Annotated in this window: 24 protein-coding genes, 1 tRNA gene and 1 pseudogene; 13 read left to right on the top strand and 13 right to left on the bottom strand. The window is 61.9% G+C overall.

Going from position 1 to position 26,185, the window contains the following annotated elements:
• A partial coding sequence (locus tag D3872_RS07155; protein ID WP_119810131.1) for a GNAT family N-acetyltransferase occupies positions 1-863 on the bottom strand: 863 nt, incomplete at its 3' end.
• A 35-nt stretch (positions 864-898) separates the two neighbouring features.
• Between D3872_RS07155 and D3872_RS07150 the strand changes: the two genes are divergently transcribed.
• The 3 genes from D3872_RS07150 to D3872_RS07140 all read left to right on the top strand — a co-directional run bounded on the left by D3872_RS07150 (position 899) and on the right by D3872_RS07140 (position 3,799).
• On the top strand, positions 899-2,950 hold the full coding sequence (locus D3872_RS07150; protein WP_119810130.1) for an NAD(+) synthase: 2,052 nt from the start codon (positions 899-901) through the stop codon (positions 2,948-2,950).
• Positions 2,951-3,016: 66 nt separating this feature from the next.
• The gene (locus tag D3872_RS07145) at positions 3,017-3,397 is read left to right on the top strand and encodes a bacteriohemerythrin (RefSeq protein WP_119810129.1); all 381 of its coding nucleotides are present in this window, start codon (positions 3,017-3,019) and stop codon (positions 3,395-3,397) included.
• Between the two features lie 63 nt (positions 3,398-3,460).
• Positions 3,461-3,799, top strand: coding sequence for a P-II family nitrogen regulator (locus D3872_RS07140; RefSeq protein WP_119810128.1), 339 nt, complete (start codon positions 3,461-3,463; stop codon positions 3,797-3,799).
• A 16-nt stretch (positions 3,800-3,815) separates the two neighbouring features.
• Here D3872_RS07140 and D3872_RS07135 read toward each other — a convergent pair whose 3' ends face one another.
• From D3872_RS07135 to trxB, 3 genes are all read right to left on the bottom strand, one after another.
• Complete coding sequence (locus tag D3872_RS07135; protein WP_119810127.1) at positions 3,816-4,421, bottom strand: trimeric intracellular cation channel family protein; 606 nt, start codon at positions 4,419-4,421, stop codon at positions 3,816-3,818.
• Between the two features lie 213 nt (positions 4,422-4,634).
• Positions 4,635-5,303 carry a Smr/MutS family protein gene (locus D3872_RS07130; RefSeq protein ID WP_119810126.1) on the bottom strand — a complete coding sequence of 223 codons (669 nt, stop codon included), beginning with the start codon at positions 5,301-5,303 and terminating at the stop codon, positions 4,635-4,637.
• Positions 5,304-5,311: 8 nt separating this feature from the next.
• Positions 5,312-6,268, bottom strand: a complete 957-nt coding sequence (gene trxB, locus D3872_RS07125) for a thioredoxin-disulfide reductase (RefSeq protein WP_119810125.1) — start codon at positions 6,266-6,268, stop codon at positions 5,312-5,314.
• A 181-nt stretch (positions 6,269-6,449) separates the two neighbouring features.
• Here trxB and D3872_RS07120 point away from each other — a divergent pair, with 181 nt between their 5' ends.
• From D3872_RS07120 to D3872_RS07110, 3 genes are all read left to right on the top strand, one after another.
• On the top strand, positions 6,450-8,807 hold the full coding sequence (locus D3872_RS07120; RefSeq protein ID WP_119810124.1) for a DNA translocase FtsK: 2,358 nt from the start codon (positions 6,450-6,452) through the stop codon (positions 8,805-8,807).
• A 9-nt stretch (positions 8,808-8,816) separates the two neighbouring features.
• A complete protein-coding gene (gene lolA, locus D3872_RS07115) occupies positions 8,817-9,458 on the top strand; it encodes an outer membrane lipoprotein chaperone LolA (protein WP_119810123.1) in 642 nt (213 codons plus the stop codon).
• A 121-nt stretch (positions 9,459-9,579) separates the two neighbouring features.
• Positions 9,580-10,881, top strand: coding sequence for a replication-associated recombination protein A (locus D3872_RS07110; RefSeq protein ID WP_119810122.1), 1,302 nt, complete (start codon positions 9,580-9,582; stop codon positions 10,879-10,881).
• A 28-nt stretch (positions 10,882-10,909) separates the two neighbouring features.
• Here D3872_RS07110 and xth read toward each other — a convergent pair whose 3' ends face one another.
• Positions 10,910-11,731, bottom strand: a complete 822-nt coding sequence (gene xth, locus D3872_RS07105; RefSeq protein WP_119810121.1) for an exodeoxyribonuclease III — start codon at positions 11,729-11,731, stop codon at positions 10,910-10,912.
• Between the two features lie 80 nt (positions 11,732-11,811).
• Positions 11,812-12,168 carry a winged helix-turn-helix domain-containing protein gene (locus D3872_RS07100; RefSeq protein WP_119810120.1) on the bottom strand — a complete coding sequence of 119 codons (357 nt, stop codon included), beginning with the start codon at positions 12,166-12,168 and terminating at the stop codon, positions 11,812-11,814.
• 118 nt (positions 12,169-12,286) lie between these two features.
• On the opposite strand from D3872_RS07100, the gene D3872_RS07095 reads away from it, so the two are divergent.
• The 3 genes from D3872_RS07095 (at position 12,287) to D3872_RS07085 (ending at position 13,870) form a co-directional block, all read left to right on the top strand.
• On the top strand, positions 12,287-12,838 hold the full coding sequence (locus D3872_RS07095; RefSeq protein WP_119810119.1) for a hypothetical protein: 552 nt from the start codon (positions 12,287-12,289) through the stop codon (positions 12,836-12,838).
• A 110-nt stretch (positions 12,839-12,948) separates the two neighbouring features.
• On the top strand, positions 12,949-13,395 hold the full coding sequence (locus D3872_RS07090) for a hypothetical protein (RefSeq protein ID WP_119810118.1): 447 nt from the start codon (positions 12,949-12,951) through the stop codon (positions 13,393-13,395).
• A gap of 274 nt (positions 13,396-13,669) precedes the next feature.
• Complete coding sequence (locus D3872_RS07085; RefSeq protein ID WP_119810117.1) at positions 13,670-13,870, top strand: hypothetical protein; 201 nt, start codon at positions 13,670-13,672, stop codon at positions 13,868-13,870.
• Between the two features lie 175 nt (positions 13,871-14,045).
• Here the strand turns inward: D3872_RS07085 and D3872_RS07080 are convergent.
• A protein-coding gene (locus D3872_RS07080) for an IS3 family transposase (RefSeq protein ID WP_119810116.1) occupies positions 14,046-15,244 on the bottom strand; the annotation gives its coding sequence in 2 pieces (ribosomal slippage) (positions 14,046-14,959 and positions 14,959-15,244; 1,200 coding nt in all).
• 164 nt (positions 15,245-15,408) lie between these two features.
• Here D3872_RS07080 and serS point away from each other — a divergent pair.
• Together serS and D3872_RS07070 are read left to right on the top strand one after the other, a co-directional pair.
• Positions 15,409-16,710: a serine--tRNA ligase gene (gene serS / locus D3872_RS07075; protein WP_119810115.1), complete on the top strand. Its 1,302-nt coding sequence runs from the start codon at positions 15,409-15,411 to the stop codon at positions 16,708-16,710.
• A 118-nt stretch (positions 16,711-16,828) separates the two neighbouring features.
• Positions 16,829-16,918: transfer RNA gene (locus tag D3872_RS07070), tRNA-Ser, on the top strand.
• A gap of 50 nt (positions 16,919-16,968) precedes the next feature.
• On the opposite strand, the gene galK is transcribed toward D3872_RS07070, so the two are convergent.
• From galK to D3872_RS07055, 3 genes are all read right to left on the bottom strand, one after another.
• On the bottom strand, positions 16,969-18,132 hold the full coding sequence (gene galK, locus D3872_RS07065) for a galactokinase (RefSeq protein WP_119810114.1): 1,164 nt from the start codon (positions 18,130-18,132) through the stop codon (positions 16,969-16,971).
• A 7-nt stretch (positions 18,133-18,139) separates the two neighbouring features.
• Positions 18,140-19,198 carry a UDP-glucose--hexose-1-phosphate uridylyltransferase gene (locus tag D3872_RS07060; RefSeq protein WP_119810113.1) on the bottom strand — a complete coding sequence of 353 codons (1,059 nt, stop codon included), beginning with the start codon at positions 19,196-19,198 and terminating at the stop codon, positions 18,140-18,142.
• Positions 19,199-19,360: 162 nt separating this feature from the next.
• A complete protein-coding gene (locus D3872_RS07055) occupies positions 19,361-21,031 on the bottom strand; it encodes a sodium:solute symporter family transporter (protein ID WP_119810112.1) in 1,671 nt (556 codons plus the stop codon).
• Between the two features lie 360 nt (positions 21,032-21,391).
• On the opposite strand from D3872_RS07055, the pseudogene D3872_RS07050 reads away from it, so the two are divergent.
• A pseudogene (locus D3872_RS07050) lies at positions 21,392-21,633 on the top strand (hypothetical protein); the annotation flags it as partial.
• A 16-nt stretch (positions 21,634-21,649) separates the two neighbouring features.
• Here the strand turns inward: D3872_RS07050 and D3872_RS07045 are convergent.
• Genes D3872_RS07045 through D3872_RS07035 form a run of 3 tightly spaced genes read right to left on the bottom strand, consistent with a single transcriptional unit; the run spans position 21,650 to position 25,016 of the window.
• Positions 21,650-23,008, bottom strand: a complete 1,359-nt coding sequence (locus D3872_RS07045; RefSeq protein ID WP_119810111.1) for an FGGY-family carbohydrate kinase — start codon at positions 23,006-23,008, stop codon at positions 21,650-21,652.
• Positions 23,005-24,021 carry an ABC transporter permease gene (locus D3872_RS07040; protein WP_119810110.1) on the bottom strand — a complete coding sequence of 339 codons (1,017 nt, stop codon included), beginning with the start codon at positions 24,019-24,021 and terminating at the stop codon, positions 23,005-23,007. Before D3872_RS07040 ends, D3872_RS07045 begins: the two co-directional genes overlap by 4 nt.
• Positions 24,018-25,016 carry an ABC transporter permease gene (locus D3872_RS07035; protein WP_119810109.1) on the bottom strand — a complete coding sequence of 333 codons (999 nt, stop codon included), beginning with the start codon at positions 25,014-25,016 and terminating at the stop codon, positions 24,018-24,020. Before D3872_RS07035 ends, D3872_RS07040 begins: the two co-directional genes overlap by 4 nt.
• Before the next feature lie 119 nt (positions 25,017-25,135).
• On the opposite strand from D3872_RS07035, the gene D3872_RS07030 reads away from it, so the two are divergent.
• Positions 25,136-26,182 carry an RNA-guided endonuclease InsQ/TnpB family protein gene (locus tag D3872_RS07030; protein WP_119810108.1) on the top strand — a complete coding sequence of 349 codons (1,047 nt, stop codon included), beginning with the start codon at positions 25,136-25,138 and terminating at the stop codon, positions 26,180-26,182.
• The last annotated feature ends 3 nt before the right edge of the window (positions 26,183-26,185 follow it).

Here is a 26,185-nt window from a genome sequence, read left to right as displayed (position 1 = left end):
CCCCAGTAGCGCCCGAACAGCGTGTCCTCGTTATGGATCACCATCGACGACGCCACCGGTTGGCCGTCGCGTTCCGCCACCACCAGCAGGATATTCCCGGGCATCGTGCGCCCGATGCGCAGGAAGAAGTCGAGGTTCAAATACGGCGTCGAATGATGCGCCGCGTAGGTGTGGCGGTAGCAGCGGTGGAACAGGCGCCAGTCGGCTTCCGTCGCATCGACTCCGCGAACGCGCCGCATCGTCACACCTGCTTCAAGCACCTTGCGCCGCTCCGCATTGATGTTCTTGCGCTTCTTGCGATCGAGCGTGGACAGGAATTCGTCGAAGTCGCGGTAGCCCGGATTCAGCCAGTGGAACTGCACGCCGCTGCGCAGCATGTAGCCCGCGTCGGCCAGTGCCCGCGCTTCCTCCTCCGGAGGATACAGGATGTGGGTTGACGACACGCCGGATGCCTTCTGCGTCGCCCGCAGCACCTGGATCAACGCGGCGCGTGCGTCCCAATCGACCGCCATCAGCCGAGGCCCGGTCACCGGCGTGAACGGAATCGCGGACAGCAGCTTGGGGTAGTACTCGACGCCGTTGCGGTGATAGGCATCGGCCCACGCCCAGTCGAACACGTACTCGCCATACGAATGAAACTTCACATACAGTGGCATCGCCGCGGCCAGTTCGCCGCCATCGTACAGCGCGATGAATTGCGGCTGCCAGCCCGTGTCCTCGCTGGCGCTGCCCGACTCGTGAAGGGCGTGCAGGAAGGCGAACGACAGGAAGGGATTGGGCTTGTCCTGCTTTGCGACCAGGCCATCCCACGCCTGTTGTCCGATATCGGCCAGGGAAGAAACGATATGCGTGCGATAATTCATTTTTGTCGAATCAACAGTATTTTTGCGCGGAAGACATGAAGAATAGCTTTTTCAACCTTTACTCGCACGATTTCGCACGCGTTGCCGTCGCCACGCCTCGCTGCAAGATTGCCGACCCGGCCTTCAACGCGGCTGAAACCGTGCGTTTGGCGCAAGAGGCGGCCGCGCAGGGCGCCGTACTCGTGGCCTTCCCCGAACTGGGCCTGACGGCATACAGCTGCGACGACCTGTTCCAGCAGCGTGCGCTCCTCGATGGCGCGGAACAGGCGCTCGGTGAAATCAAGGATGCTTCCGCAAAGCTGTCCGCGGCGCTGATCGTTGGCCTGCCGCTGCGCGTGCAGCACCAGCTGTTCAACTGCGCGGTCGTCGTCGCCGGCGGCAAGGTGCTGGGCGTGGTGCCCAAGTGCTACCTTCCAAACTACGGCGAGTTCTACGAGGCGCGCCAGTTCAGCGCCGCCGACTGCGCTTCAGTCACCTCGGTCGAGCTGCTCGGCGAAACCGTCCCGTTTGGCGCGGAGCTGCTGTTCGAGGTCGCAAACCTGCCGCTGCTGCGCTTCCACATCGAGATATGCGAAGACGTGTGGGTGCCGGTTCCCCCGTCGTCGTTCGCCGCACTGGCTGGCGCCACCGTGCTGGTGAACCTGTCGGCGTCGAACGTCGTCGTCGGCAAGAGCGGCTACCGTCACCAGCTGGTCAGCCAGCAGTCGGCGCGCTGCCTCGCGGCCTATCTTTACACATCGGCCGGGGCGGGCGAGTCGAGCACCGACATGGCCTGGGATGGGCAGGCGCTCATTTACGAGAACGGCGTGCTGCTCGCCGAAACCGAGCGTTTCTCCGACAAATCGCACATCGCCTACGCCGATGTCGACCTGGAGCGGCTGTCGCGCGAGCGCTTTCATACCACGACCTTCGGCCAGTCGGTGCGCCGACATGCCGGCGAGGTGTCGAAATTCCGTGTCGTGCGCTTTGAACTCGACGTGCCGGTGGATGCACAACTGCCGCTGCAGCGCACTGTCGAACGTTTCCCTTACGTGCCGGCCGATCCGGCCCGCCGCGATGAGCGCTGCACCGAGGTGTACAACATCCAGGTGCAGGCGCTGGTGCAGCGGCTATCGTCGAGTGGCATGTCGAAAGTGGTGATCGGCGTATCTGGCGGCCTCGACTCGACCCACGCGCTGCTGGTGTGCGCGAAGGCGATGGACCGACTGAAGCTGCCGCGTTCGAACATCCTGGCTTACACCATGCCGGGCTTTGCCACCAGCGAACGGACGCTGAAGCAGGCGAAGGAGCTGATGGCGGCCATCGGCTGCGCATCGCATGAAATCGACATCCGCCCGAGCTGCATCCAGATGCTGAAGGACCTCGGCCACCCGTACGCGGAGGGCAAGGAGGAATACGACGTCACGTTCGAAAACGTGCAGGCTGGCGAACGCACCAGCCACCTGTTCCGGCTGGCGAACTTCCACAACGGGATCGTCATCGGCACCGGCGACCTGAGCGAACTTGCACTGGGTTGGTGCACCTACGGCGTGGGCGACCATATGTCGCACTACAACGTCAACGCCAGCGTGCCGAAGACCCTCATCACCCATTTGGTGCGCTGGGTGGCCGATACCGGCCAGATCGGGACCAGCGGCTCTCATGTGCTGACGGCGATCCTGGATACCGAGATCAGCCCCGAACTGGTGCCCGGCAAGGCCAACGACAGCAAACCGGCGCAGAGCACCGAGCGCGTGATCGGGCCGTACGAGATGCAGGACTTTAACCTCTACTACATCCTGCGCTACGGCTTCGCGCCGTCGAAGGTGGCCTTCCTGTCGTACTCCGCCTGGCACGACCGCAACGCGGGCGTGTGGCCGGATGCGCCGCATGCCGACCGCAACGAATACGCCATCGGCGACATCAAGCGCTATCTCGGCATCTTCCTGTTCCGCTTCTTCAAGACCAGCCAGTTCAAGCGATCCTGCGTGCCGAACGGGCCGAAGGTCGGCAATGGCGGTTCGCTGTCGCCGCGCGGCGACTGGCGCGCGCCGAGCGATTCCGAGGCGACGGTCTGGCTCGACGACCTGGCAAACATTCCCGAGTAAAGCACGCTCGTACGGCTCGCGCATGCGCTAAAGTTAGTGGAAGGACGCGAGTTGGATGGAGTGGCAATGGACGCGCTTGTTTGGACGCATGCTATGGAGCTGGGCAACCCGGCGATCGATGCGGCGCACCGGGATTTATTCAATGAAATGCGGCGGCTGGCCAGTGCGCCGGACAGCGAGCTGGAGCAGGGCACAGCGCTGCTCGCAGAGCGCCTGGAGCGCGACTTTCGCGAGGAGGAAGACCTGATGTTCGAGGCCGCCGATCCCGGCGTCAAGGCGCACCTCGAGGAGCACGCACGGATACTGGCGGCCCTGCACCACGTCGAGACTGGCAATGTCGCCGATGCGCGCGAGGCGGTCCGGCTGCTGTCGTTGTGGTTCCAGGCCCATCTGGAAACGATGGACCGGGCGCTGGTGCACGGCAAGGACAATCACGCAAGCTTGTAGAAAGCACCACACGGCGAGCTCGTCGTTTAAAATAGCAAGTGAACCACCAAACTAGGAGTAGCCATGAAACAGATTACCTGCGTGATCAAACCCTTCAAACTCGACGAGGTACGCGAGGCGCTGGCCGACGTCAGCGTCACCGGGCTGACCGTGACCGAAGTAAAAGGCTTTGGCCGACAGAAGGGGCATACCGAGCTGTACCGCGGGGCTGAGTATGTGGTGGACTTCCTGCCGAAGGTGAAGATCGAGGTGGTGGTGGATGACGGGATGGTCGACCAGGTGGTTGACGCGATCATCAAGGCCGCGCGCACCGGCAAGATCGGCGACGGCAAGATCTTCGTGCAGGAAGTGGAGCAGACAATCCGGATCCGTACCGGCGAGACTGGGCCGGACGCGGTTTAACCGCAGGGGCGCCGCTTTAACGCCCCATCTTGATATCGAAGCGCCACGTCAGCAGCCGCAGGCCGGTGATGAACGTGGCGCTCGACCACAGCGCGAAATCATGCGGGAAGTCGAACTTGCGCATGATGAGGTACATCCAGCTCCCCAGGAAGGAGCAGATCGCATACGGTTTCCCATCGCGGAACACCATCGGCACTTCGTTGCAGACGATGTCGCGCAGCACGCCGCCGAAAATTCCCGTGATCACGCCCATCATCGACGCGATGAAGATCGGCATGTTGGCGTCCAGCGCCGCCGACACGCCGGCGATTGAAAACAGCCCCAGCCCGATCGCATCGGCGATCACGATCAGCTTTTCGGACAGGATATGCCGCAGCGTGCGGATCAGCGGCGACGCCACCAGCGCCAGGACGAAAATCAGGATCGCGTATTCCTGGTGCGTAACCCAGAACAGGGGACGCAGGTCGAGCAGGATGTCGCGCAGCGTGCCGCCACCGAAAGCGGTGATGAAGGCGACCGTGAAGACGCCCACCAGGTCCATGCGCTTGCGGCGGGCTTCGATGAAGCCGGAGAACGCGCCGACCAGGATCGCCATGATTTCGATGAATTTAATGAGGGCCATGCTGCAATGGAAATATAGCGAATTTGCTACATTACCATGCGCATGAGTGGGGAGGGAAGTAGGGTGGTTGAGCGGAGCCTAACCCGCCGGGGTCATGGCGACGCATGCGTTCGGCGGATGCGCTTCGCTTATCCGCCCTACGTGTATACGAGTAACGTCCCGGCGGGATTTTGTAGGGTGGATAAGCGAAGCGCATCCACCGAAGCGAGCAGCCTAGATCGTCGGAATCGCCGCGCGCAGCAGCACTATCAGCGCGCCATGCGGCCGCCCGTCCATGTTCGCGGCGCAGAACGCGATAACCTCTTCCTTCTGCTCCAGCCAGCTGTGCACCATCGAGCGCAGCACCGGTTCGCCGCCGGCCGAGCCGAGGCCCTTGCCGTGGATGATGCACACGCAGCGCAGCTTGCGCTTGGCGGCGCGGCGCAGGAAGTCGCCCAGCTGGTCGCGCGCGGTGTCGCGCCGCATGCCGTGCAGGTCGAGCTCGTCCTGCACCTGCCAGTAGCCCTTGCGCAGCTTGCGCAGCACGTCCGGCCCGATCCCGTGGCGCGAGAAACTGACGCCAGGCTCGTCTTCCAGCAAATGGTCGACCTCGAAGTCGTCCGACAGCGATTCGCGCAGCACCGCAGCGTCGTCCTCCGCCTGCGAGCGGAACTTCTGGCGCGGAGGAGGAGGGTTGATGCCCGGCGGCGCATTCGGCACGTAGCGGTCCGACTCGGGCAGTTTCTTGACGCCGCCGAGTGCGTTGCGGAACACGCTGGCTTCCTGCTGCGCCGCGCGTTCGCGCTTCTCGCGCTCGGCTTTCTCGATGGCGCGCTGCTGTTCCTGTTCCTTCAGCGCTTCGCGCAAGGCCTTCAGGTCGGCAAAATCCTTCATCGACGCCATGATGCTGCTTAGTCCTCGAGGCTTTCCAGGAACTTCTGCGCGTCCAGTGCGGCCATGCAGCCGGTGCCGGCGCTGGTGACGGCCTGGCGGTACACGTTGTCCTGCACGTCGCCGGCGGCGAACACGCCCGGGATGTTGGTGGACGTCGCCATGCCTTCGAGGCCGGTTTTGGTCTTGATGTAGCCGTCCTTCATGTCCAGCTGGCCTTCGAAGATCTGGGTGTTCGGCTTGTGGCCGATGGCGATGAACAGGCCGTGCACCGACATCGGGGTGATGCTGCCGTCGACCGTCGACTTGAGGTTGATGCCGGTGACGCCGCTGTCGTCGCCCGTCACTTCGTCCAGCGTGTGGTTGTACTTGATGACGATCTTGCCTTCGGCGGCCCTGGCCTTCAGGCGGTCGACCAGGATAGGCTCGGCGCGGAACTTGTCGCGGCGGTGGATCAGGGTGACCTTGGTGGCGATATTCGACAGGTACAGCGCTTCTTCGACCGCGGTGTTGCCGCCGCCGACGACCGCGACTTCCTGGTTGCGGTAGAAGAAACCGTCGCAGGTGGCGCAGGCCGACACGCCCTTGCCCATGAACTTCGTTTCCGATTCCAGGCCGAGGTACTGGGCCGAAGCGCCGGTGGCGATGATCAGCGAGTCGCAGGTGTAGGTGGCGGTGTCGCCCACCAGGCGGATCGGCTTCTCGTTGAGGAAGGTGGTGTGGATGTGGTCAAACACGATTTCGGTCTTGAAGCGCTCCGCGTGCTGCAGCAGGCGCTGCATCAGCTCCGGACCCTGCACGCCCATCGGGTCGCCAGGCCAGTTCTCGACGTCGGTGGTCGTCATCAGCTGGCCGCCTTGCTCGACACCGGTCACCAGAACCGGGTTCAGGTTGGCGCGCGCGGCGTAGACGGCTGCGCTGTAGCCGGCCGGGCCGGAACCGATAATCAGGACTTTGGCGTGTTTGGTAGTGGTCATGGAGAGCTTCTATCGAAATGTGTAAGAAATGAAACTGGGGCTGAAAATTTCCAGTTCAAGTGTTCTAATGCCAGCCCGCGATTATAGACGATGATGCGCACGTGCATGATTGATAGGCATGTCTTGCAATATATGGCTTAGAATGGGCGGATCGCTTTATGGCAGCAACGTTTCACACAGAATGACTAAGACAAGCCAAGCACAAACCTCCAGTTACACACGCAACACCACCGTCCGGCCACCGCTGCCGAACCGGTTGGTGCGCCTGCTGTCCGAAGCGCGCTGGATCGCGCTGGCAGTCGTGTTCCTGTACTTCGTGATGATCCTGATTAGCTATAACAAGGCCGATCCGGGCTGGTCGCACGAGGTGCAGGTGCCCAAGGTAATGAACCTGGGCGGCCGCGCGGGCGCCTACCTGGCCGACCTGATGCTGTTCATCTTCGGCTTCTCGGCCTGGTGGTGGTGCATCTGCTTCCTGCGGCTGGTCTGGAAGGGCTACCGCTCGCTGACCGACAAGTTCGTCATGGAACGCGAAGCCGATCCCGAGCACGAACACGAAGGCGCGATCCGCTGGGTCGGCTTCGCGCTGCTGTTCCTGGGCAGCGTCGGCCTCGAATACCTGCGCATGTGGTCGCTGCACGTGCAGCTGCCGCGCGCCCGTCCGGGCGGCGTGTTGGGCGAGCTGATCGGCCAGAACGCGCACCACGCCTTCGGCTTCACCGGCGCCACCTTGCTGCTGCTGTCGCTGTTCTTCCTCGGCTTCTCGCTGTTCTTCCAAGTGTCGTGGATGGCGGTTGCCGAGCGCATCGGCGAGGCGCTGGAAAACACGGTCGAATGGTTCCGCCTGCGCTACCAGGACCGCGAAGACCGCAAGCAGGGTGAAGTGGCGGCCGTCAAGCGCGACGAGGTGGTGGTGCACGAGCGTGCCAAGCACGTCGAGAAGCATGTCGCGGCGGCGCCGGTCAAGATCGAGCCGCAGGTGGTGGAAGTGGTCAAGTCCGACCGGGTGCAGAAGGAAAAGCAGGCCGAACTGTTCCGCGACCTGCCGGGCGACTCGCCGCTGCCGCCGCTGTCGCTGTTGGACGATCCGCCGGAGGCCCAGGAAACCGTTTCCGTCGAAACGCTGGAGTTCACCAGCCGCCTGATCGAGAAGAAACTGTCCGACTTCGGTGTCGAAGCCAAGGTCGTGGCCGCCTATCCGGGCCCGGTCGTCACTCGCTACGAGATCGAGCCGGCCACCGGCGTCAAGGGCAGCCAGATCGTCGGCCTGGCGCGCGACCTGGCCCGTTCGCTGTCGCTGACCTCGATCCGCGTGGTCGAGACCATCCCGGGCAAGAACTACATGGCGCTGGAACTGCCGAATCCGAAGCGCCAGATCGTGCGCCTGACGGAAATCGTCGGCTCCAAGGTCTACAACGACAGCCCGTCCAACCTGACGGTCGCGCTGGGCAAGGACATCGCCGGCAAGGCCGTGGTGGCCGACCTGGCCAAGATGCCGCACCTGCTGGTGGCGGGTACCACCGGTTCCGGTAAGTCGGTCGGCATCAACGCTACCATCCTGTCGCTGCTGTACAAGTCCGACCCGGCCGACGTGCGCCTGATCCTGATCGACCCGAAGATGCTGGAAATGTCGGTGTACGAAGGCATCCCGCACCTGCTGGCGCCGGTGGTGACCGACATGCGCCAGGCCGGCCACGCGCTGAACTGGGCGGTGAACGAGATGGAACGCCGCTACAAGCTGATGAGTAAACTCGGCGTGCGCAACCTGGCAGGCTACAACGCCAAGATCGCCGAGGCGGCCAAGCGCGAGGAGCACATCCCGAACCCGTTCTCGCTGACGCCCGATTCACCTGAGCCACTTGAAAAACTGCCGACCATCGTCATTATCATTGATGAGCTTGCCGACCTGATGATGGTGGTGGGTAAGAAGGTCGAGGAACTGATCGCCCGTATCGCGCAGAAGGCGCGTGCGGCCGGCCTGCACCTGATCCTGGCGACCCAGCGTCCATCGGTCGACGTCATTACCGGCCTGATCAAGGCGAACATCCCGACCCGCATCGCGTTCCAGGTGTCGTCCAAGATCGACTCGCGCACCATTCTCGACCAGATGGGCGCGGAAGCGCTGCTGGGCATGGGCGACATGCTGTACATGCCGCCGGGTACCGGCCTGCCGATCCGCGTGCACGGCGCCTTCGTGTCGGACGACGAAGTGCATCGAGTTGTAAAACATCTGCAGTCGACAGGCGAACCGAATTACATTGAAGGCATCCTCGAAGGCGGCACGCTGGAAGGCGAGGGCAGTGCCGAGGGCGGCGCTGCAGGCGAAGCGGGCGGCGAAGCGGATCCGATGTACGACCAGGCGGTACAAGTCGTGCTGAAGAACCGCCGCGCCTCGATCTCGCTGGTGCAGCGCCACCTGCGCATCGGCTACAACCGCGCCGCGCGCCTGCTGGAACAAATGGAAAACAGCGGAGTCGTCTCCGCCATGCAATCGAACGGCAACCGGGACATCCTCGTTCCCGCTGCCAGTGCTGAATAAGGAAGCAATATGGGCATCAGCCTGAAAACGACATTTGGCGCCGTGGTGGCCGCAGGCGCGTTGGCGCTGTCCGACTCGGCGTACGCAAGCGCGCTGGCCCAGTTCAAGACCTTCGTGGCAAGCACCAAGTCGGCGCGCGGCGAGTTCACCCAGCGCCAGGTCAAGAAAACGGAAAGCAGCAAGGTTTCGCAGCCGGCCTCCGGCAACTTCGTGTTCGCGCGTCCGGGCAAGTTCATCTGGACCTACGTGAAGCCTTACGAGCAGCAGCTGCAAGCCGACGGCGACCAGCTGTATATCTACGACAAGGACCTGAACCAGGTGACGGTCAAGAAGCTGGGCGACGCGCTCGGCTCGTCGCCGGCCGCAATCCTGTTCGGCAGCAACGACCTGGAAAAGAACTTCACCCTGAGCGAAGCGGGCACCCGCGACGGGCTTGAATGGCTGAATGCCACGCCGAAAGCCAAGGACACTGCGTTCGAGCAGATCAGCATCGGTTTGCGCAACGGCACCCCGGAAGCGATGGAACTGCGCGACGCATTCGGGCAAACCTCGCTGCTGGCGTTCCAGAAGTTCGAGAAGAACCCCAACCTTGGCGGGCAGCAGTTCAAGTTCGTGGTGCCGAAGGGCGCCGACGTTTTCAACAGCAACTAAGCGCACACGCTGCGCGACCTGCGTCAACACGGCCCGCCGCGCATGCGCGAACCGGGCTGGCGCAGCCGTTGTCCTATAATTTTGCTACGCATGACCCACCCATACCGAACCGGGACACCCCGTGGATGACCTTTTCAAAGCCGAGCCCTCGCCGCCGCTGGCCGAAGCGCTGCGCCCGGCCACCATCGATGAAGTGATCGGCCAGAGCCATCTGCTGGCGCCGGGCAAGCCGCTGAACCTGGTGTTCAAGTCGGGCAAGCCGCACTCGATGATTTTGTGGGGGCCGCCCGGCGTCGGCAAGACCACGCTGGCGCGCCTGACCGCGCACGCCTTCGACTGCGAGTTCATCGCGCTGTCGGCGGTGCTGTCGGGCGTGAAGGATATCCGCGCCTCGATCGAGCAGGCCGAGCATTACCTGGCAGGCGGCAAGCACACCATCCTGTTCATCGACGAGATTCACCGCTTCAACAAGTCGCAGCAGGACGCCTTGCTGCCGTTTGTCGAGTCCGGGCTGGTGACCTTGATCGGCGCGACCACGGAGAACCCGTCGTTCGAGGTGAACTCGGCGCTGCTGTCGCGCTCGCAGGTGTACGTGCTGAAGGCGCTGACCGACAGCGAGATGCTGCAGCTGCTCAAGCGCGCGCAGGAGCGCGTGCTGCAGCACCTGCAGTTCGACGAAGTGGCGGTTGCCACGCTGATCGGCTATGCCGATGGCGACGCGCGGCGTTTCCTGAACCTGCTGGAGCAGACCAAGACCTCGGCCGAAACGTCGGGCATCACCACCATCACGGGCGAGTTCGTCGACAACGCGCTTACCTTGAATTCGCGGCGCTTCGACAAGGGCGGCGACAACTTCTACGACCAGATCTCGGCGCTGCACAAGTCGGTGCGCGGTTCGCATCCCGATGCCGCGCTGTACTGGCTGTGCCGCATGCTCGATGGCGGCGCCGATGCCAAATACCTGTCGCGCCGCATCGTGCGCATGGCGTGGGAAGACATCGGCATCGCCGACCCGCGCGCGATCCAGCTGGCCAATGATGCGGCGGCCACGTACGAGCGCCTGGGTTCGCCGGAAGGAGAGCTGGCGCTGGCGCAGGCCGTGATCTACCTGGCGATCGCGGCCAAGAGCAACGCCGGATATAACGCGTACAACCGTGCGATGGCCTTCGTCAGGAAGGACAAGTCGCGCGAAGTGCCAGTCCACCTGCGCAACGCCCCGACCAAGCTGATGAAGGAACTGGGTTACGGCCACGAGTATCGCTACGCGCACGACGAGCCGCATGCGTATGCGGCCGGCGAAACCTACCTGCCGGACGGCATGGCCGAACCGCGCTGGTACGAGCCGGTACCGCGCGGGATCGAAGCGAAGATTGCCGAGAAGCTGGCGTGGCTGCGCAGCCTGGACGACGACGCGCGGTCGTGATCCAATTGTCCCGATTGACCACGGGCTCTTACGGCAACGCGACCTTCTCGGGCTTCAACAATTTATTGTGCACCTTGGAGAGATCCAGTTCGATCCACGTCGGCGCATGATCGCTCGGTTTCTCCCTCCCGCGCACCTCGCGGTCCACGTCCGACGCCTTCAACGCACCGGCAAGCGACGGGCTGAGCAGCAGGTGATCGATCCGCAGCCCCGCATCCCGCCCAAACGCATTCCTGAAGTAATCCCAGAACGTATAGATGCGTTCATCCGGATGCATGGTCCTTAGCGAATCCGTCCACCCCTGCGCCACCAGCCGGTGAAAGGCTTCGCGCGTCTCGGGCCTGAACAGCGCGTCGTTCACCCAGCGCTCCGGCTTGTACACGTCCAGTTCGGTCGGCATCACATTGAAGTCGCCCGCCAGTACCGCCGGCACGCCGGTCTCGAGCAGTTCGGCCGCGCGCGCAATCAGCCGTTCGAACCACTTCAGCTTGTAATCGAACTTCGGCCCCGGCGCCGGGTTCCCGTTCGGCAGGTAGAGGCAAACCACCATCACGCCGTTGACCACCGCTTCGATATACCGGCTCTGCAAATCCTCCGGGTCGCCCGCCAGGCCCCGTCCCACCTCCTGCGGCGCCACGCCCTTTCCCAGGATCGCCACGCCGTTCCAGCTTTTCTGCCCGTGCCAGATCGCCTGGTAGCCGGCCTCGTTGAGCGCAGCCTCCGGAAACCTTTCCTGCGGCGCTTTCAGCTCCTGCAAGCAGGCGACATCCGGCTGCGTTTCTTCGAGCCATTGGAGCAGGGCGGGCAAGCGGCTGGTGATGCCGTTGACGTTGAAGGTGGCGATGCGCATGATTTCTCCGCGAAATATGATTGCTCACATTCTGGACGCAGAACGGCAAACGCCGCCGCACGAATCGATGGGTATGCTGGCTAGGCGCCTTTGGCGGCCTTGAGCATGGCGCCGGACAGCTGGTCGAAATAGGACAGGGCCGCCTGGGTGAGTTCCACCTGCTTGCGCCGGCTGTCCTCGGTGTCGGACAGTGTGATCCAGCCTTTTTCGCGCATCGACTTCAAGCGGGTATGCAGCGTGGCCGGAGCGCCCAATTCATCGCGCGCCATGACGTCGCGCACGCACAGCCGCGACTGCGACTGGCCGGCGCGGGCAATCAGTTCGAGGATGCGTTCTTCGAGGGGATCGAGTTCGGGCAGGGAAGGCAAGCCCCGCAGCGCTTCGGTCAGGTTCAGGAAGCGCAGGTAGAGGTCTGCTGGGCGGGTAGGCTTGCTCATGGTCGTACTGGCAGTTGTATCATGAATCCTTGAATAATTGCAACTTACTTGGGACTCACGTAAGATCGTCTCGTCGCACTCTTCAACTTCAAGCCCCATTCTATTGAGTAGCCGATCAATGCCGCAAGCCCTGCTTTACTGCTCGATGGTGCTCGTGACGATAGTGCTGTTCTGTTCCGCACTGGCCGTCAACGAATTGTTGTTCGCCCGGCTGGAGTTTGCGCACGGTATCAACTGGATCTACTTGCCTGCCGGGATGCGGCTGCTGTGCATTCTTTTGTTCGCCGAGGCTGGCGCCGTCGGATTGCTGCTGGTTTCCTGGGCGGTATGTTTCCTTTATTTCTTCCCCGATGACTTCATGCGCGCGTTCGTGGGCGGCATCGTCGCCGCTGCCGCTCCTTATATGGCGTACCGCCTTGTCCAATCGCCCCACGGTGCGCGCACATCGCTGTCGGACCTGACGCCTGGCAAGTTGCTGGCCTATGCGGTGGTATTCTCCATCGCAAGTCCCTTGCTGCACCATCTCTGGTTTGCGGTGCAAGGCCAGGACAATCTGCTGTCCGGCTTTGGCGTCATGGCGGCAGGCGACCTGGCCGGCACCTTGATCGTGCTGTATACCGCCAAGGGACTCGTGATGCTGCTCGCTCCCCATCCCGCACGGCGCCGCTGAGCCACCGGCCCGTCCGGCTGGCGCAACTCCAGGTATTTTCAACATCTTTACAGAGAGTCAATCCCTGTGTAGAGTGATGTTCTAATTATTGGAACTATGCGGAGCGTTGCATGAAGTCTCAACGAAAACTGTTGCGCGCACTTTTATTGGTAGTGGCCGGCGCGCTGCTCGCCACACAGTCGGGATGCGGCAAGGATGAGAAGGAGCAAATCGCCGCGGCCATTGGCATACAAAGCGTCCAGGATGTGCGGACCAGCGTCGCGACGAAAATAGCCAGCGGCGAGTATGCGAAAGCCAGGCAAGAGGGCGAAGCTTTCCTCAACGGCAGCAGCGACAGGAGCGGCCAGCTGGCGTGGATGCTGGCCAAGGCGTGCGCGCAATCGGGCGGGCACGACAGGGCGCTCGGCTATGTGATCCAGGCACTCAATGCCGGCGCGGTCAGCCGAGCTCAAATCATGGATGAGCCACTCCTTCTTCCCCTGCATGCCGACACGCGGCTGGCGGCGATTGCCGCGGCATCGGGCGACGCAGTCGCGGCTGGTGCCAGCCGCCGCTGACACCAGGCACCAACACCATCCCTTCAAGGCTGTATCCAATACTTCCAAGGTAAGCACTGCATGGAACGGGCCGGAAAGCCTGTTCCTAAAGGCTGTATGGCGTTTCCATGCATATCGCGCACGACGAGCGCAATACGCGTTCGTTCGCGGTTCGTCCACAAATCCTGCATCCTGTTCCGCGTTTTGGGCGCTTCATCGCAAGCTGGTGGAAGCGCGAAGCCCCGATGGATAAAGTACCACCATACCAAACGTACTTAACCCAAAGGAGCTGACCATGAACATCCGTAAAAACGCCGAAGCCATCTTCCTCGCAGCCGCAGTGATGGGCACTTTCGCAGCATACGCAACGGCTGAAGTGCCGAAGGTACGCGCCGCCAAGGCAGCGCAGCTCGCCTCCGCCGCCGACAGCAAGATGCAGGTTGTCGTCATCACCGGCAAGCGCCTGACCGCAGCTGAAAAAGCAGAGCTGAACTGATCGATTCGCGGAGGTGCGGGCTAAAGTGGACCCATCGGTCAAGACAATCTTTCAGCGAGTTTAAGCTGTGTCCGTTTCCACCGCTGCAGCTGGTCGGCGCTGCCCCGTGATCCTACTTCCTTGCCGCTGGAGGGCTTCATCCTCCAGGGGCCGCCGCCGGCAGGGCCTGCTGCGGTCACGCGGTTTCGGGCGCCGCCACTTCAGCGCTGCCGTACTTGTCGACGATCAACGCTCCGCCGCCGATTCCACTGCGATAGACGCTGGCCGGCGTCTTGTAGCCAAGGGACTGGTGCGGTCGCTCGGCGTTGTAGAACGCGAAGTATTGCGCCAGTCCCACCATCAGCTCCGCCATGTTGGCATAGCCCTTCAAGTACACATCCTCGTGCTTCACGTTGCGCCACAATCGCTCGACGAAAATGTTGTCCAAGGCCCGTCCGCGTCCATCCATGCTGATGGCCACGCCTTCGCGCTTGAGAACGTCCGTGAAGGCCGCGCTCGTGAACTGCGAGCCCTGGTCGCTATTGAACACCTCGGGCCTGCCATGCTCGCGCAGGGCGTCCTCCAGGCAGTCCACGCAGAACGAAGCATCCATGCTGTTGCTGAGCCGCCAGGACAGCACCTTGCGGCTGTACCAGTCAATCACGGCCACCAGGTAGGCGAAGCCGCGCGCCAGCCTTAGATAGGTTATGTCCGTGCTCCACACCTGGTTCGGCCGCGTGACCGGTACACCCCGCAGCAGGTACGGGTAGACCTTGTGCCGAGGATGTGCCTTGCTGGTGTTCGGTCCGGGCGCCATGCCCGCCAGTCCCATGCTGCGCATCAGGCGCTGTACCCGCTTGCGGTTGACAACGCGGCCCGCTGCGCGCAAAAACACCACCATGCGCCGGCTGCCATAGAACGGCCTGTTCGTGTATTCCTCATCGATCAGCCGGCACAGCAGCAAGTCCTCCGCACCTGCATCCTCCGGCACCTTGGCGGCGAGCCGCCGGTACACCGTCGCGCGCGGCACTTCCGCCAGTTCGCATTGCCGGCTCAGGGGCAGCTCATCGGCACCGTCGACCCAGCCCATCCTGGCATCAAGGCTCACTCCCCCAACTTTTTTTTAAGCCAGTCATTCTCCATCTTCAGCCGGCCGATCTCGCCGTACAGCCGATCCTCGCCGCTCTTGACCTCGGTCGGTTTGGGGCCCCGCTTGGTCTCGAACAGAGCGCCGGCAGATTCCAAAATCTCCTTCTTCCACTGTCCGACCAGTTGCGGATGCACACCGTACGTCTGTGCGATTTCCGTGATCGTCTTCACCCCGCGCACCGCCTCCAGGCCTACCTTCGCCTTGAATTCGGCCGTATGCACCTTGCGTTTCTTTGCTTCACCCATTTGCTGCCATCCTTTCGAGGACGACAGCTTAAACTACCCCGTAGTCACTGTCTCAAATTGTGGATCCACTATAGGCATCGCTGCAACTGGCAGCATGAAACCCGCGAGCAATGTCAATCGGCTTGGTACAATTGCGGTTTCGACATACCGCCGATCGCTACCAAATGATAGACATCCAACTGCTCCGCAAAGACATCGACAACGTCGCAGCGCGCCTCGCGACCCGCAAGTTCCAGCTCGACGTGGCAGGTTTCAACGCCCTCGAAGCGGAACGCAAAGCGATCCAGACGCGTACTGAAGAACTGCAAGGCAAGCGCAATTCGCTGTCCAAGCAGATTGGCATGATGAAGGGCAAAGGCGAAGATACCACCGCCCTGATGGCGGAAGTCGGCGGCCTGGGTGACGAGCTCAAAGCCAATGCAACGTCGCTGGCCGATGTGCAAGCCAAGCTGGCTACATTCATGGAAGCCGTACCGAACCTGCCGCACGCATCGGTGCCGGTCGGTACCGACGAAAGTGGCAACGTCGAAGTGCGCAAGGTGGGAACGCCACCGAGCTTCGACTTTGAAGTAAAGGACCACGTTGACGTCGGCGCCGCGCTCGGCCTCGATTTCGACGTAGCGACCAAGCTGACCGGCTCGCGCTTCTCGGTCATGAAAGGCGGCATCGCCCGCCTGCACCGCGCGCTGGCCCAGTACATGCTGGACACGCACACCGGCCAGCACGGCTACACCGAATGCTATACCCCATACATGGTCAACGCCGACTCGCTGCGCGGCACCGGCCAGTTGCCGAAATTCGAAGCCGACCTGTTCTCGGTGAAGAAGGGCGGCGCCGAAGGCGAGGGCGAAACCTTCTACCTGATCCCGACATCCGAAGTATCGCTGACCAACATCGTCCGCGACGAGATCGTGGCCGCCGACCAGCTGCCGATCAAGATGACCGCGCATACTCCATGCTTCCGTTCGGAAGCGGGCAGCTACGGCCGCGACACCCGCGGCATGATCCGCCAGCACCAGTTCGACAAGGTTGAGATGGTGCAGGTCGTGCATCCGGAAACGTCGTACGACGCGCTGGAAGAAATGGTCGGCCACGCCGAGACCATCCTCAAGACGCTCGGCCTGCCGTACCGCGTCGTGTCGCTGTGCACCGGCGACATGGGCTTCGGCGCGACCAAGACCTACGACCTGGAAGTGTGGCTGCCTGCGCAGAACACCTACCGCGAGATTTCGTCGCTGTCGAACTGCGAGGCATTCCAGGCACGCCGTATGCAGGCGCGCTTCCGCAACGCCCAAGGCAAGCCAGAGCTGCTGCACACGCTGAACGGTTCCGGCCTTGCGGTTGGCCGTACGCTCGTCGCAGTGCTGGAGAACTTCCAGCAGGCCGACGGCAGCGTGATCGTGCCTGAAGTACTGCGGCCGTACATGGGCGGGCTGAAGCGCCTGGCCTCGGCAGCAGTGCAATAAATGTGTGCGGAGAGCAAAATCTTTCAAAAAGTTCGAATTTTGCCCTTCCGTTTTTCTGAAGCTTTGCTATAATCTTGTCTCTCGCGGCAGCAAGCGAGAAGTAGTCAGACCAGTAACCGGAAAGGTGGCAGAGTGGTCGAATGCACCAGACTCGAAATCTGGCGTACGTTTAGGCGTACCGTGAGTTCGAATCTCACCCTTTCCGCCAAGTTGCAGAAAAATCAGCTCCCATGTGGAGCTTTTTTTTCGTCCGTCCGATCACGTCGCGGCCATGCCTGCACCTTCAGCGGCGCGGCACAGATAGATGGTCGCGTTCTCGCCGTTCGGGCCACGGTAATCCTTCTCGACCGCCGTGCGGGCTGCATTGACGAGGTCACGCGGCATGAGCGCCACCACGCACCCACCGAACCCGCCGCCGGTCATGCGAACGCCGCCGGCCGTGCCGATCGCCGCCTTGACGATGCTAACCAGATGATCAATAGCCGGCATGGTGATCTCGAAGTCGTCGCGCATCGACGCATGCGAGGCTTCCATCAGTTCGCCCATGCGTTCGAGGTTTCCGGCAGCCAGTGCCTTCGCCGCTGCCGCTACCCGCTCATTCTCGGTGACGACGTGGCGGGCGCGCCGCAGTACCACGGGAGCCAGTTCGGCGCCGCGTGCGTCCAACATGGCCGGGTCGACGTCGCGCAGGGCAGGCACGCCGAAATACCGGGCTGCCTCTTCGCACTGCAGGCGCCGCGCGTTGTAGGCGCTGTCGACCAGACCGCGCGAGACGTGCGAATTGAAGATCATGATGGCCGCACCCCTTGGTATCGGCACCGGATCGACTTTCAGCGAGCGGCAGTCGATCATCAGCGCGTGGTCTTGGATGCCGGAGGCGGAACTGATCTGGTCCATGTTGCCGCACTTGCAGCCGACAAAGTCGTTTTCCGCGCGCTGAGCGATGAGCGCCATGTCGATCGGGGAGACGTCCTCGAAGCCCGGCAGGGTCGCGAACAGCCGGCACACCGCGACCGACAGCGAAGCGGAAGACGACAGGCCGGCGCCTTGCGGGACGTCGCCGGCGATGACCATTTCCATGCCGCGCACTGGCAGGCCGCGCTGCACCAGTTCCTGGACCACGCCACGAACGTAGTTCGCCCACATGGGCGCCGCCCGCCGCTCGATCGGCGCGTCGAGCGAATATTCATCAGCGGCGTCCTCATAGTCGGCAGCCACCACGCGCACCAAACGGTCATCGCGCTGGCGCGCCACGATCACGGTGCGGTAGTCGATGGCGCACGGCAGCACCAGGCCATCGTTGTAGTCGGTATGCTCGCCGATCAGGTTGACCCGGCCCGGAGCCTGGACATGGATGGATGCCACTTTACCGAAAGCGGTCTGGAAAATAGTGACCGCACGGGCCATCGGGGAGTTGTTCATCGTGCTCTCAGGCTTCCGGACTGTCGGATTCAAGAGTGTGAAGGTAGTGCACGTCGGAGACCGCGCGCAGCTGTGCAGCCGCCTGTTCCGGCGTCAGGTCGCGCTGGGTTTCGGCCAGCATCTCGAACCCGACCATGAATTTGCGCACCGAGGCCGAGCGCAGCAGGGGAGGATAGAAGTGGGCGTGCAACTGCCACCCGGTGGCGTCATCCAATCCATACGGAGCGCCGTGCCAACCCATCGAGTACGGGAAGGAGCACTGGAAAACGTTGTCGTAACGGGTGGTCAGGCGTTGCAGAGCAAGCGCCAGGTCAGTTCGCTGCGCCGCGCTCAGGTCTTCCAGGCGCTGGACCGGGAACCTCGGCAACAGCAGGGTCTCGAAAGGCCAGCCCGCCCAGTATGGAACCACCGCAAGCCAGTACTCGGTGCTGACGACGACGCGCTCTTCCGAGGCCGCTTCGCGCTCGACATAATCGAGGAGGAGCGGCTTTCCGTGCCGGGCGAAATAGTCGCGCTGCTGGTCGTCTTCAGCCGCCGGCAGGTCGGGCAGGAAGCTGGTTGCCCAGATCTGTCCGTGGGGGTGCGGGTTGGAGCAGCCCATGACGGCGCCCTTGTTCTCGAACACTTGGACCCAGCGGTGGGTGGCGCCGAGTTCGGCGGATTGCGCGCACCAGGTATCGATCACCTGTTCGATGGCCGGTCGGCTCAAGAGCGGAAGCGACTTGCTGTGATCCTGCGAGAAGCAGATGACGCGGCTGGTGCCGCGCACGCTCATGGTCTGGAACAGCGGATCGCCGCTTGGCGTCGCCTCGGGCGTGTCGGCCATCAAGGCGGCGAAGTCGTTCGTGAACACGTAGGTGCCCTCATACGGCGGATTCTTCTCGCCGTTGACGCGCGTGTTGCCGGCGCAAAGATAGCAATCCGGGTCGTGTGCGGGCTTGACTGAGCGGTCGACGGCTTCCTGCCGGCCCTGCCACGGGCGTTTGGCGCGATGCGGTGAAACCAAGACCCATTCGCCCATGAGCGGGTTATAGCGGCGGTGAGGATGATCTGAGGGATTGAACATGTTCCTTGTCTGCTCCAGGTAAATAGGTCGGTAGGGTGACGCTCGCCGGCAACCACCTGCGCATTTGCACTGATGGCGCCCTGCGGCATTGGTCATGCGATCTTCTGCCCGAAGTTTAAGGTTGTCATTCGGGGGAAGACTGATCTCAGGGCTTGCAGGTGCTTACCACCACGCGCCGTAGATGGTCACGAGCATGACGCACACGGCCGCCGAGCCACAGGCGAATGATCCTTCGACGCGGAACAACTTGCGGTCAAGGTGCATCTTCTTCATCGCGCCGTCGCGCTGCCCGATGGTGCTGATCAGGGCCATGCCAGCGACGACCAGGAGGAATACGATCAACATGCGGTCCAGGAACGGGATCTCATACACACCGGTGCCGTTGTCGGCGGAGAATCCGATCGGCGCAAGGAAGCTCAGGTCCATCACATCCGGCAGAAACTTCAGGATAACCGAGAACACCAGGCCGCCCACGGTGGCGAACATCGCTGCGCTCGCAGTGGTCTTACGCCAGAAGAAGCCCAGCAGGAACATGGCAAGGATACCGGGCGAAACGAAACCGGTGTACTCCTGGATGTACTGGAAGCCGCCTTTTTTGTCGATGCCCAAAAGCGGTGCTATCAATACGGCGATCGCCATCGCCACGACCACGGTGACGCGGCCAATCCAGACCATGCCTTTTTCGGTGACGTCACGGTCGAAGTGCTTGCGGTAGACATCGAGCGTGAAGATCGTCGCGATGCTGTTGGCCTTGCCGGCCAGCGATGCAACAACCGCCGCAGTCAGCGCCGCGAACGCAACACCTTTCAGGCCGGACGGAAGCAGTGCCAGCAGGGTAGGGTAAGCACGGTCGGGATTGAGTTCGCCACCCTGGCGCATGGCGTCGCCCAGTGTGCCGGACTTGTCCAGCGCATAGGCCGCGATACCCGGCAGGACCACGATCACCGGCATCAGGAGCTTCAGGAACGCGGCGAACAGCAGGCCCTTGCGGGCGGTGTGCAGGTCGGCGCCCAAGGCGCGCTGCGTGATGTACTGATTGCAGCCCCAGTAGTTCAGGTTGACGATCCACATGCCGCCAATGATCGTGGACAGGCCCGGCAGGTCCATGTAATTCGGATTGTCGCGCGTGAGCACCATGTCGAAATGCTCGCCGGCGCGTTTGAACAGCTCGCTCGTACCGTGGATCGCGCCGTTGCCGCCCCCCAGCGCCGCCACCAGGTCCAGGGCAATCCAGGTCGTCGCCAGACCCCCGATCACGAGGCACAGCACCTGGATGACGTCCGTGTAGCCGATGACCTTCATGCCGCCGAGCGTGATGATCGTGGCGAACACCGCCAGGAACAGCATGCAGGCGAATACGTTCAGCCCGGCGATACTGCTGATTGCCAGTGCGCCGAGGTAGAGGATGGACGTGAGGTTGACGACGACATATAGACCCAGCCAGAACAGGGCCATCGTCGTGGCTACCGTCTTGCCGTAGCGCTGCTCGAGGAACTGCGGCATCGTGTAGATGCGGTTCTTCAGGTACACCGGCATGAAGAACACTGCCACGATGACCAGGGTTGCGGCCCCCATCAGCTCATAGACGGCAATGGCCATGCCGATCCGGAAACCGGACCCGCTCATCCCAATAAATTGTTCGGCTGAGATGTTGGATGCGATCAAGGAGGCGCCGATCGCCCACCACGTGAGCGAGCCTTCAGCGAGGAAATAGTCCTGGGATGCGCTGCCGGACGTGCCTTTCCTGCGCCGGTACACCCACAAGCCGTAGCCGGAAATGACGAGAAAATAGACGAGGAAGACAAACGAGTCTAGGCTGGAAAAGGCGGTCATAAGTGCTGTTCAGATGTCTCGTGCGGCTGGCATGGGCGCCCAGACCGCTGGTTATTTGAATGTCCCATTGTTAATACTGAGGGGTGGAACTCAGGTTTCCTAGGAGCGAGGGGCGGCAACATTGAAATAATCATTAGAATGATCAGTGCACTTCGAGCTTAGCCGTCCGAGTCATTGTTCATTCGTCATCGGGAACCGCTCGTTTGACTGCGCCAACTGTCAATCTGTGGGAACTGTTTTAGAAAAAAGACGGCCCGTCTCAGGGCCGTTAAAGAGGAGACTCCTTTTGATCTTTTGATCCTGCGCTCGGCTACACCATGCTGTCTCGCAGAGTCAGCGGTGCCTGCACGAGGCGGCTACATGAATAAGAACACGAGTTTCCGCTGGCGGCATCGCTTCCTGCCCGTTTCAAACACCGATAGGCCATATTGTTTACACGGGATAGCCGAGGCCGACGAAATATATTTACTGGAGTCTGAAAAACGCGAAATTTGACCCGACCAGCAAGACACAGGGGCGGGGCCGCGACAAAAAGTGGGATTTCAGACGAACAGATTTGTGTCGTGGTGGCGCGGGATCGATCCGGGCAATCGTTCCTTTTTGGCGGCCCGCGCGGGCTTAAGTGACAGCCGAACGCCAGCGTTGCCGGTAGTTAAACAGTCCTGCCACCTGCAGAGCTGAAACATTGCACTGCCCCGATGGTTGGTCCGTTGCTCCCCGATGGAGGATCCAGCCGCCGATCGTCGTGCCACTGGCGTCGTCTGAAACGATGACCTGCTGGTCGCTTCGCAACGCGGCCAGAAGCGGGGCAAAGTGGGGGTTACCCGTAAAACTACCTTCGACCGCCACTCGCCCGGTGGCTTGGAGCTTGTCCAGGCAATAGTCGCTCATCAGCGCGCAATACAATGTGGCAAGCGCATACCATTCCTCGGCCGTACGGGGGGGAGTTCCGACGACGCTGCCGTCCTGCCCGGAGAATGGTCCGCCAGAAGGCGCGAAGCAGGGCAGCGCGAGAATGCCCTCATCAATGATGTATTGGATGTCCGCGACCTGGCACACTTGCGGGTGAGGCCCTGCCAGTTCCTCGAATTCCCGGCCTCCCATGAACCGCATGCATGCTATCGGCTGACCTAGCGCACTGGTATTGGCGAGCATGTCGGAACGCTCTTCCAGCTGCGCCAACGGGGTGTTGAAGGAAGCGGCAATCAGCCAGGTGCCACTGGACAAGACAGTGCCGATATCGCCGCCCAGATAGCGCAGCAGTGACGCATTGCTGTCGTGAATGCCGCATATGATGTTGCAGTCGGCCGGCAAACCGGTGAGCTGCGCCAGCTCGGGTAGCAAGGTGCCAAGAACCTGTGATGCCGCCTGAATTGGCGGAAACTTGGCTTGCCAACCCTTGCGCGCGACCAGGTCGGTGTACTTCTGCGCAGACGTATCCCACAGGTCCGTATGGCAGCCCAGCGATGTAACTTCACTTGCCGCCACGCCCGACAAGCGCCAGGCCCAGTACTGCGGATACATCAGGATATGGCGCGCCTTGGTGAACTCGACTGGAAACCTGGATGCAAGCCAGGCCAGTTGCCGCCCCAGGTTCAAGCCGGCCGGAAGGTCCGGAGAATATGTCACGCAATACGACGGCCTGACACGTGCATATGTCTCATTGATCTGCTCGGGCAGCTCGCTTTCGTAGTCCAATATGGGCAACACCAGGCCTTGGTGGTCCACGAGCGCCGCTGTAGCGCCGTGGGTCACCGGGACAATTGCGCCGACCTTCGCCATGCTGCCGAACTGCCGGAATGTAGCCAGCATCCATTCCCAGAGGCGTTCTGTATCGTGATGAGGATAGCGGCCCGTTTCAATGATCGTGTTCGCACAACGCCGTTCGGCGAGGGTTGAGCCGTCAGCATCAAGCAAGTTCAGCTTAGCGTTGGTCTTGCCGATATCGAGGACGATCGTTGCGGTACGTTCGATCATTTGTCGGTCTTCCTCGCACGCAGCAGGCGTGGCAGCGCGATGGTAACCAGCAGCAGAATGCCGACGACGATGGTCATGATGATGCCTGGGATATTTGCCAGAGACAGGCCATAGGTAACTATACCCAGGGTGAGCACCGCCAGCAGGACGCCGCCGATACTGCCCGCGCCGCCCTCGATGCGTACGCCCCCCAGGATCACCATGGTGATGATTTCCAGTTCCCAGCCCATCGCAATGTTCGGCCGGGTACTGCCAATGCGGCCGGTGAGCAGCCACGCGGCTAGGCCTGCCATGGCCCCGGTAAGGATGAACAGCATCAGGCGATAACGGTCGACAGCAATTCCGGAAAAGCGAGCTGCGACGGGATTGTTTCCAATCGCGAAAATCCGCCGGCCCCAGCTGGTTGTGTGTAACAGCACCGCGAACAGTACTACGAACGCCAGCAGTACCACGAACGCGCGCGGAATCAGGTCGAAGAAATAGCCTTGTCCCCAATCGCTCATCAGTTGCGGATAGCCTGTGAAGGCCTGGTCGCCCAGCACCACGCTGGCGAGCCCTCGGAACAGGGAAACGGTGCCGATCGTTACTACGATCGAGGGAAGGGCGAACCGCGTTACCAGAATGCCGTTCAGGCTGCCACACAAGACGCCGGTGGCCAGCGCAACAACGATCAGTCCATGCGGCGGCATGCCATGAGCGTGCGCCAGGCCCATTGCTACCGAACTGAGTGCCAGCGTGCCCGACACCGAGATATCGATCTCTCGGCAAATGATCAGCAGCGCCATCGGTAACGCAATCAGCGCCTTTTCACTGAAGCTAAATGTCGAGTCGGCCAGGTTGTAAATATCGAGAAAGTTGGGCAGCAGCGCGCCATTGGTCGCGAACGCGAGGATGAACAACAGTCCCAGCACGGTCTCCCAGCGCAGCAGGAAATTCTTCCAATTGAATGCCGGACGGTCGTGAATGGTATAGCGCGATGTGTTCGCGGCTGGTACGGCGTTATGGGCGATCACGCAGCACTCCTGTTCGTGGCTGGGTTGAGCAGATGCAGCGGCAGGATCTGGCGACTGCGTTTCTTATCTCCGCGGGCATTGATCAGCACGGCGGTAAGGATGACGATACCGGTCAAGGCGCTTTGCCAGAACGGTGAGATTTTTACGATAGGCAAGGCGTTATTTATGACGGCAAGGAACATTGCGCCGAGCATCGCGCCAGCGACGGTACCCACCCCGCCGGCGATGTTGATTCCACCAATCACACACGCTGCAATGACGGTAAATTCAAAGCCGTATGCGATTTCAGTATAGGCCACGGCATAGCGCGCCACCCAAAGGTAGCCGCACAAGCCGGCCATTGCGCCGCTAAGGCCGTACGTCCACAGCAGCCGGCGCGCCGTGGGGATGCCGATATAGCGCGCAGAATGCGGCTCGTTGCCGATTGCATACAGGTCGCGGCCAAAGCGCGAATAGCGCGCGATGAACCAGGTCAGCAGCACAACGGTTGCCGCAATCCAGACCAGATGGGTCACGCCAAGGAACTTCGCCAACGGGAAGGCAACAAAGTCGGAAGGCATCTGGTGTGAAGAAACCCACGCACCACCCGAGAGAACAAACACGAGACCGCGGTACACGCTCATGGTACCGAGCGTCACCACAATTGGCGGCAGTCCCAACATGCCGATCAGCCAGCCGTTGATCAGGCCGAGCGCCAGTCCGATTGCCACGGCAACGGCGATCACCGCCACGAGGGGCAATTCGGGGTGCCGCGACGCCAGCAGCGCCGACATCATTCCCGATAGCGCCAAATTGGAGGCAACCGACAGATCGATCCCGCGCGTGATGATCACAAACATCTGAGTCAGCGCCAGCATGACCAGCAAAGTGCCGTCAGTGAGCAGGTTTCCCATGCTGGCCGTGGTGAGGAATACGGGGGCGCGCATACCCACCACCAGGATCAGCCCGACGATGAGGGCGGCTAATAGCACTTCGCGTTGGTTTAACAGCTTCATCAGATTTGCTCCGAGAAACCTCGTCCTTCAGGACGGGGAGTGAAAGGAACCGACTGCGCAGCAGTCGATGCCTTGGTTGTAAGAGTGGAACCATGGTCGACAATCGTTGTCGAACCTGGATGAAACTGGTCTACCGCTACCGCGTCAAGTCGCTGACCGGCTTGCTGAACAAGCAAGCCCGGACAATCAACTTCGTCTGGAACTACTGCAACGACAGGCAAAAGGACGCGCTGCGTTTCGGTCGCCGCTGGCATACCGGTTTTGATCTGATCAAGCTCACCACCGGGTGCAGCAAGGAGCTTGGCCTTCACTCGGGTACGGTAAACGACGTATGCCAGCAGTACGCAAGGTCGCGCTTCCAGGCGCGCCGGCCCTACCTTCGCTATCGCGGCAGGAAGTCGCTGGGTTGGGTGCCGTTGAAAGGACGTGAACTGAAACGCGAAGGCAATGCCTTCCGCTTCGCCGGCAATACCTTCCGCGTGTTTTATTCGCGCCCGCTGCCCGAGGGAAAAATCACCGACGGGACCAACTTCTCGCGCGACCGGCGCGGCAACTGGTTCCTCAATATCGTCCTTGAAGTACCGGCGGCGCCCGCCCGCTTGCCGGTGCGCGGTGTGGGAATCGACCTTGGCCTGAAAGACCTGGCCACGCTGAGCGACGGCAGCCGCATCGCGGCGACGCACATCTACCGTGCCAGCGAGGCGGCGCTGGCGGTGGCCCAGCGCGCCCGTAAAAAGAAGCGGGTCGCGGCGCTCCACGCACAGATTGCCAATCGCCGCCGCCATTACCTGCACACCTGCACCAGCGCCATCGTCGGCGCGTTCGACTACATTGTGGTCGGTAATATCAATGCATCCGCGCTCGCCAAGACCAGCATGGCGAAGTCCGTCTACGATGTCGGCTGGTCGTCCTTCCGAGCACAACTGGCGTACAAGGCTGTTAAGCATGGCGCCTGGTTTGAAGAAGTGAACGAAGGCTTTACCACCCAGATCTGCTCGAATTGCGGCGCTGTTCCCGATTCGAGGCCGAAAGGTATCGCAGACCTTGGAATAAGAGAATGGCGTTGCTGTGATTGCGGAGCGGTACATGATCGTGATCTCAATGCTGCGTTAAACATTCTCCGTCGCGGACGTGCGACGCTAGCTGTAGGAATCCTCGACCTTTAGGTC

This window comes from Massilia cavernae, from assembly GCF_003590855.1.
GTDB lineage: Bacteria > Pseudomonadota > Gammaproteobacteria > Burkholderiales > Burkholderiaceae_D > Telluria_A > Telluria_A cavernae.
Note: the sequence above shows the minus strand (reverse complement) of the source record. Positions and strands in the feature narration are given on the sequence as shown.

Bases quoted from the DNA above. Each gene is read 5' to 3' on its own strand.
- D3872_RS07150 (WP_119810130.1), top strand. From the start codon at position 899: ATGAAGAATAGCTTTTTCAACCTTTACTCGCACGATTTCGCACGCGTT.
- D3872_RS07145 (WP_119810129.1), top strand. From the start codon at position 3,017: ATGGACGCGCTTGTTTGGACGCATGCTATGGAGCTGGGCAACCCGGCG.
- D3872_RS07140 (WP_119810128.1), top strand. From the start codon at position 3,461: ATGAAACAGATTACCTGCGTGATCAAACCCTTCAAACTCGACGAGGTA.
- D3872_RS07135 (WP_119810127.1), bottom strand. From the start codon at position 4,421: ATGGCCCTCATTAAATTCATCGAAATCATGGCGATCCTGGTCGGCGCG.
- D3872_RS07130 (WP_119810126.1), bottom strand. From the start codon at position 5,303: ATGGCGTCGATGAAGGATTTTGCCGACCTGAAGGCCTTGCGCGAAGCG.
- trxB (WP_119810125.1), bottom strand. From the start codon at position 6,268: ATGACCACTACCAAACACGCCAAAGTCCTGATTATCGGTTCCGGCCCG.
- D3872_RS07120 (WP_119810124.1), top strand. From the start codon at position 6,450: ATGACTAAGACAAGCCAAGCACAAACCTCCAGTTACACACGCAACACC.
- lolA (WP_119810123.1), top strand. From the start codon at position 8,817: ATGGGCATCAGCCTGAAAACGACATTTGGCGCCGTGGTGGCCGCAGGC.
- xth (WP_119810121.1), bottom strand. From the start codon at position 11,731: ATGCGCATCGCCACCTTCAACGTCAACGGCATCACCAGCCGCTTGCCC.
- D3872_RS07100 (WP_119810120.1), bottom strand. From the start codon at position 12,168: ATGAGCAAGCCTACCCGCCCAGCAGACCTCTACCTGCGCTTCCTGAAC.
- D3872_RS07095 (WP_119810119.1), top strand. From the start codon at position 12,287: ATGCCGCAAGCCCTGCTTTACTGCTCGATGGTGCTCGTGACGATAGTG.
- D3872_RS07090 (WP_119810118.1), top strand. From the start codon at position 12,949: ATGAAGTCTCAACGAAAACTGTTGCGCGCACTTTTATTGGTAGTGGCC.
- D3872_RS07085 (WP_119810117.1), top strand. From the start codon at position 13,670: ATGAACATCCGTAAAAACGCCGAAGCCATCTTCCTCGCAGCCGCAGTG.
- serS (WP_119810115.1), top strand. From the start codon at position 15,409: ATGATAGACATCCAACTGCTCCGCAAAGACATCGACAACGTCGCAGCG.
- galK (WP_119810114.1), bottom strand. From the start codon at position 18,132: ATGAACAACTCCCCGATGGCCCGTGCGGTCACTATTTTCCAGACCGCT.
- D3872_RS07060 (WP_119810113.1), bottom strand. From the start codon at position 19,198: ATGTTCAATCCCTCAGATCATCCTCACCGCCGCTATAACCCGCTCATG.
- D3872_RS07055 (WP_119810112.1), bottom strand. From the start codon at position 21,031: ATGACCGCCTTTTCCAGCCTAGACTCGTTTGTCTTCCTCGTCTATTTT.
- D3872_RS07045 (WP_119810111.1), bottom strand. From the start codon at position 23,008: ATGATCGAACGTACCGCAACGATCGTCCTCGATATCGGCAAGACCAAC.
- D3872_RS07035 (WP_119810109.1), bottom strand. From the start codon at position 25,016: ATGAAGCTGTTAAACCAACGCGAAGTGCTATTAGCCGCCCTCATCGTC.
- D3872_RS07030 (WP_119810108.1), top strand. From the start codon at position 25,136: ATGAAACTGGTCTACCGCTACCGCGTCAAGTCGCTGACCGGCTTGCTG.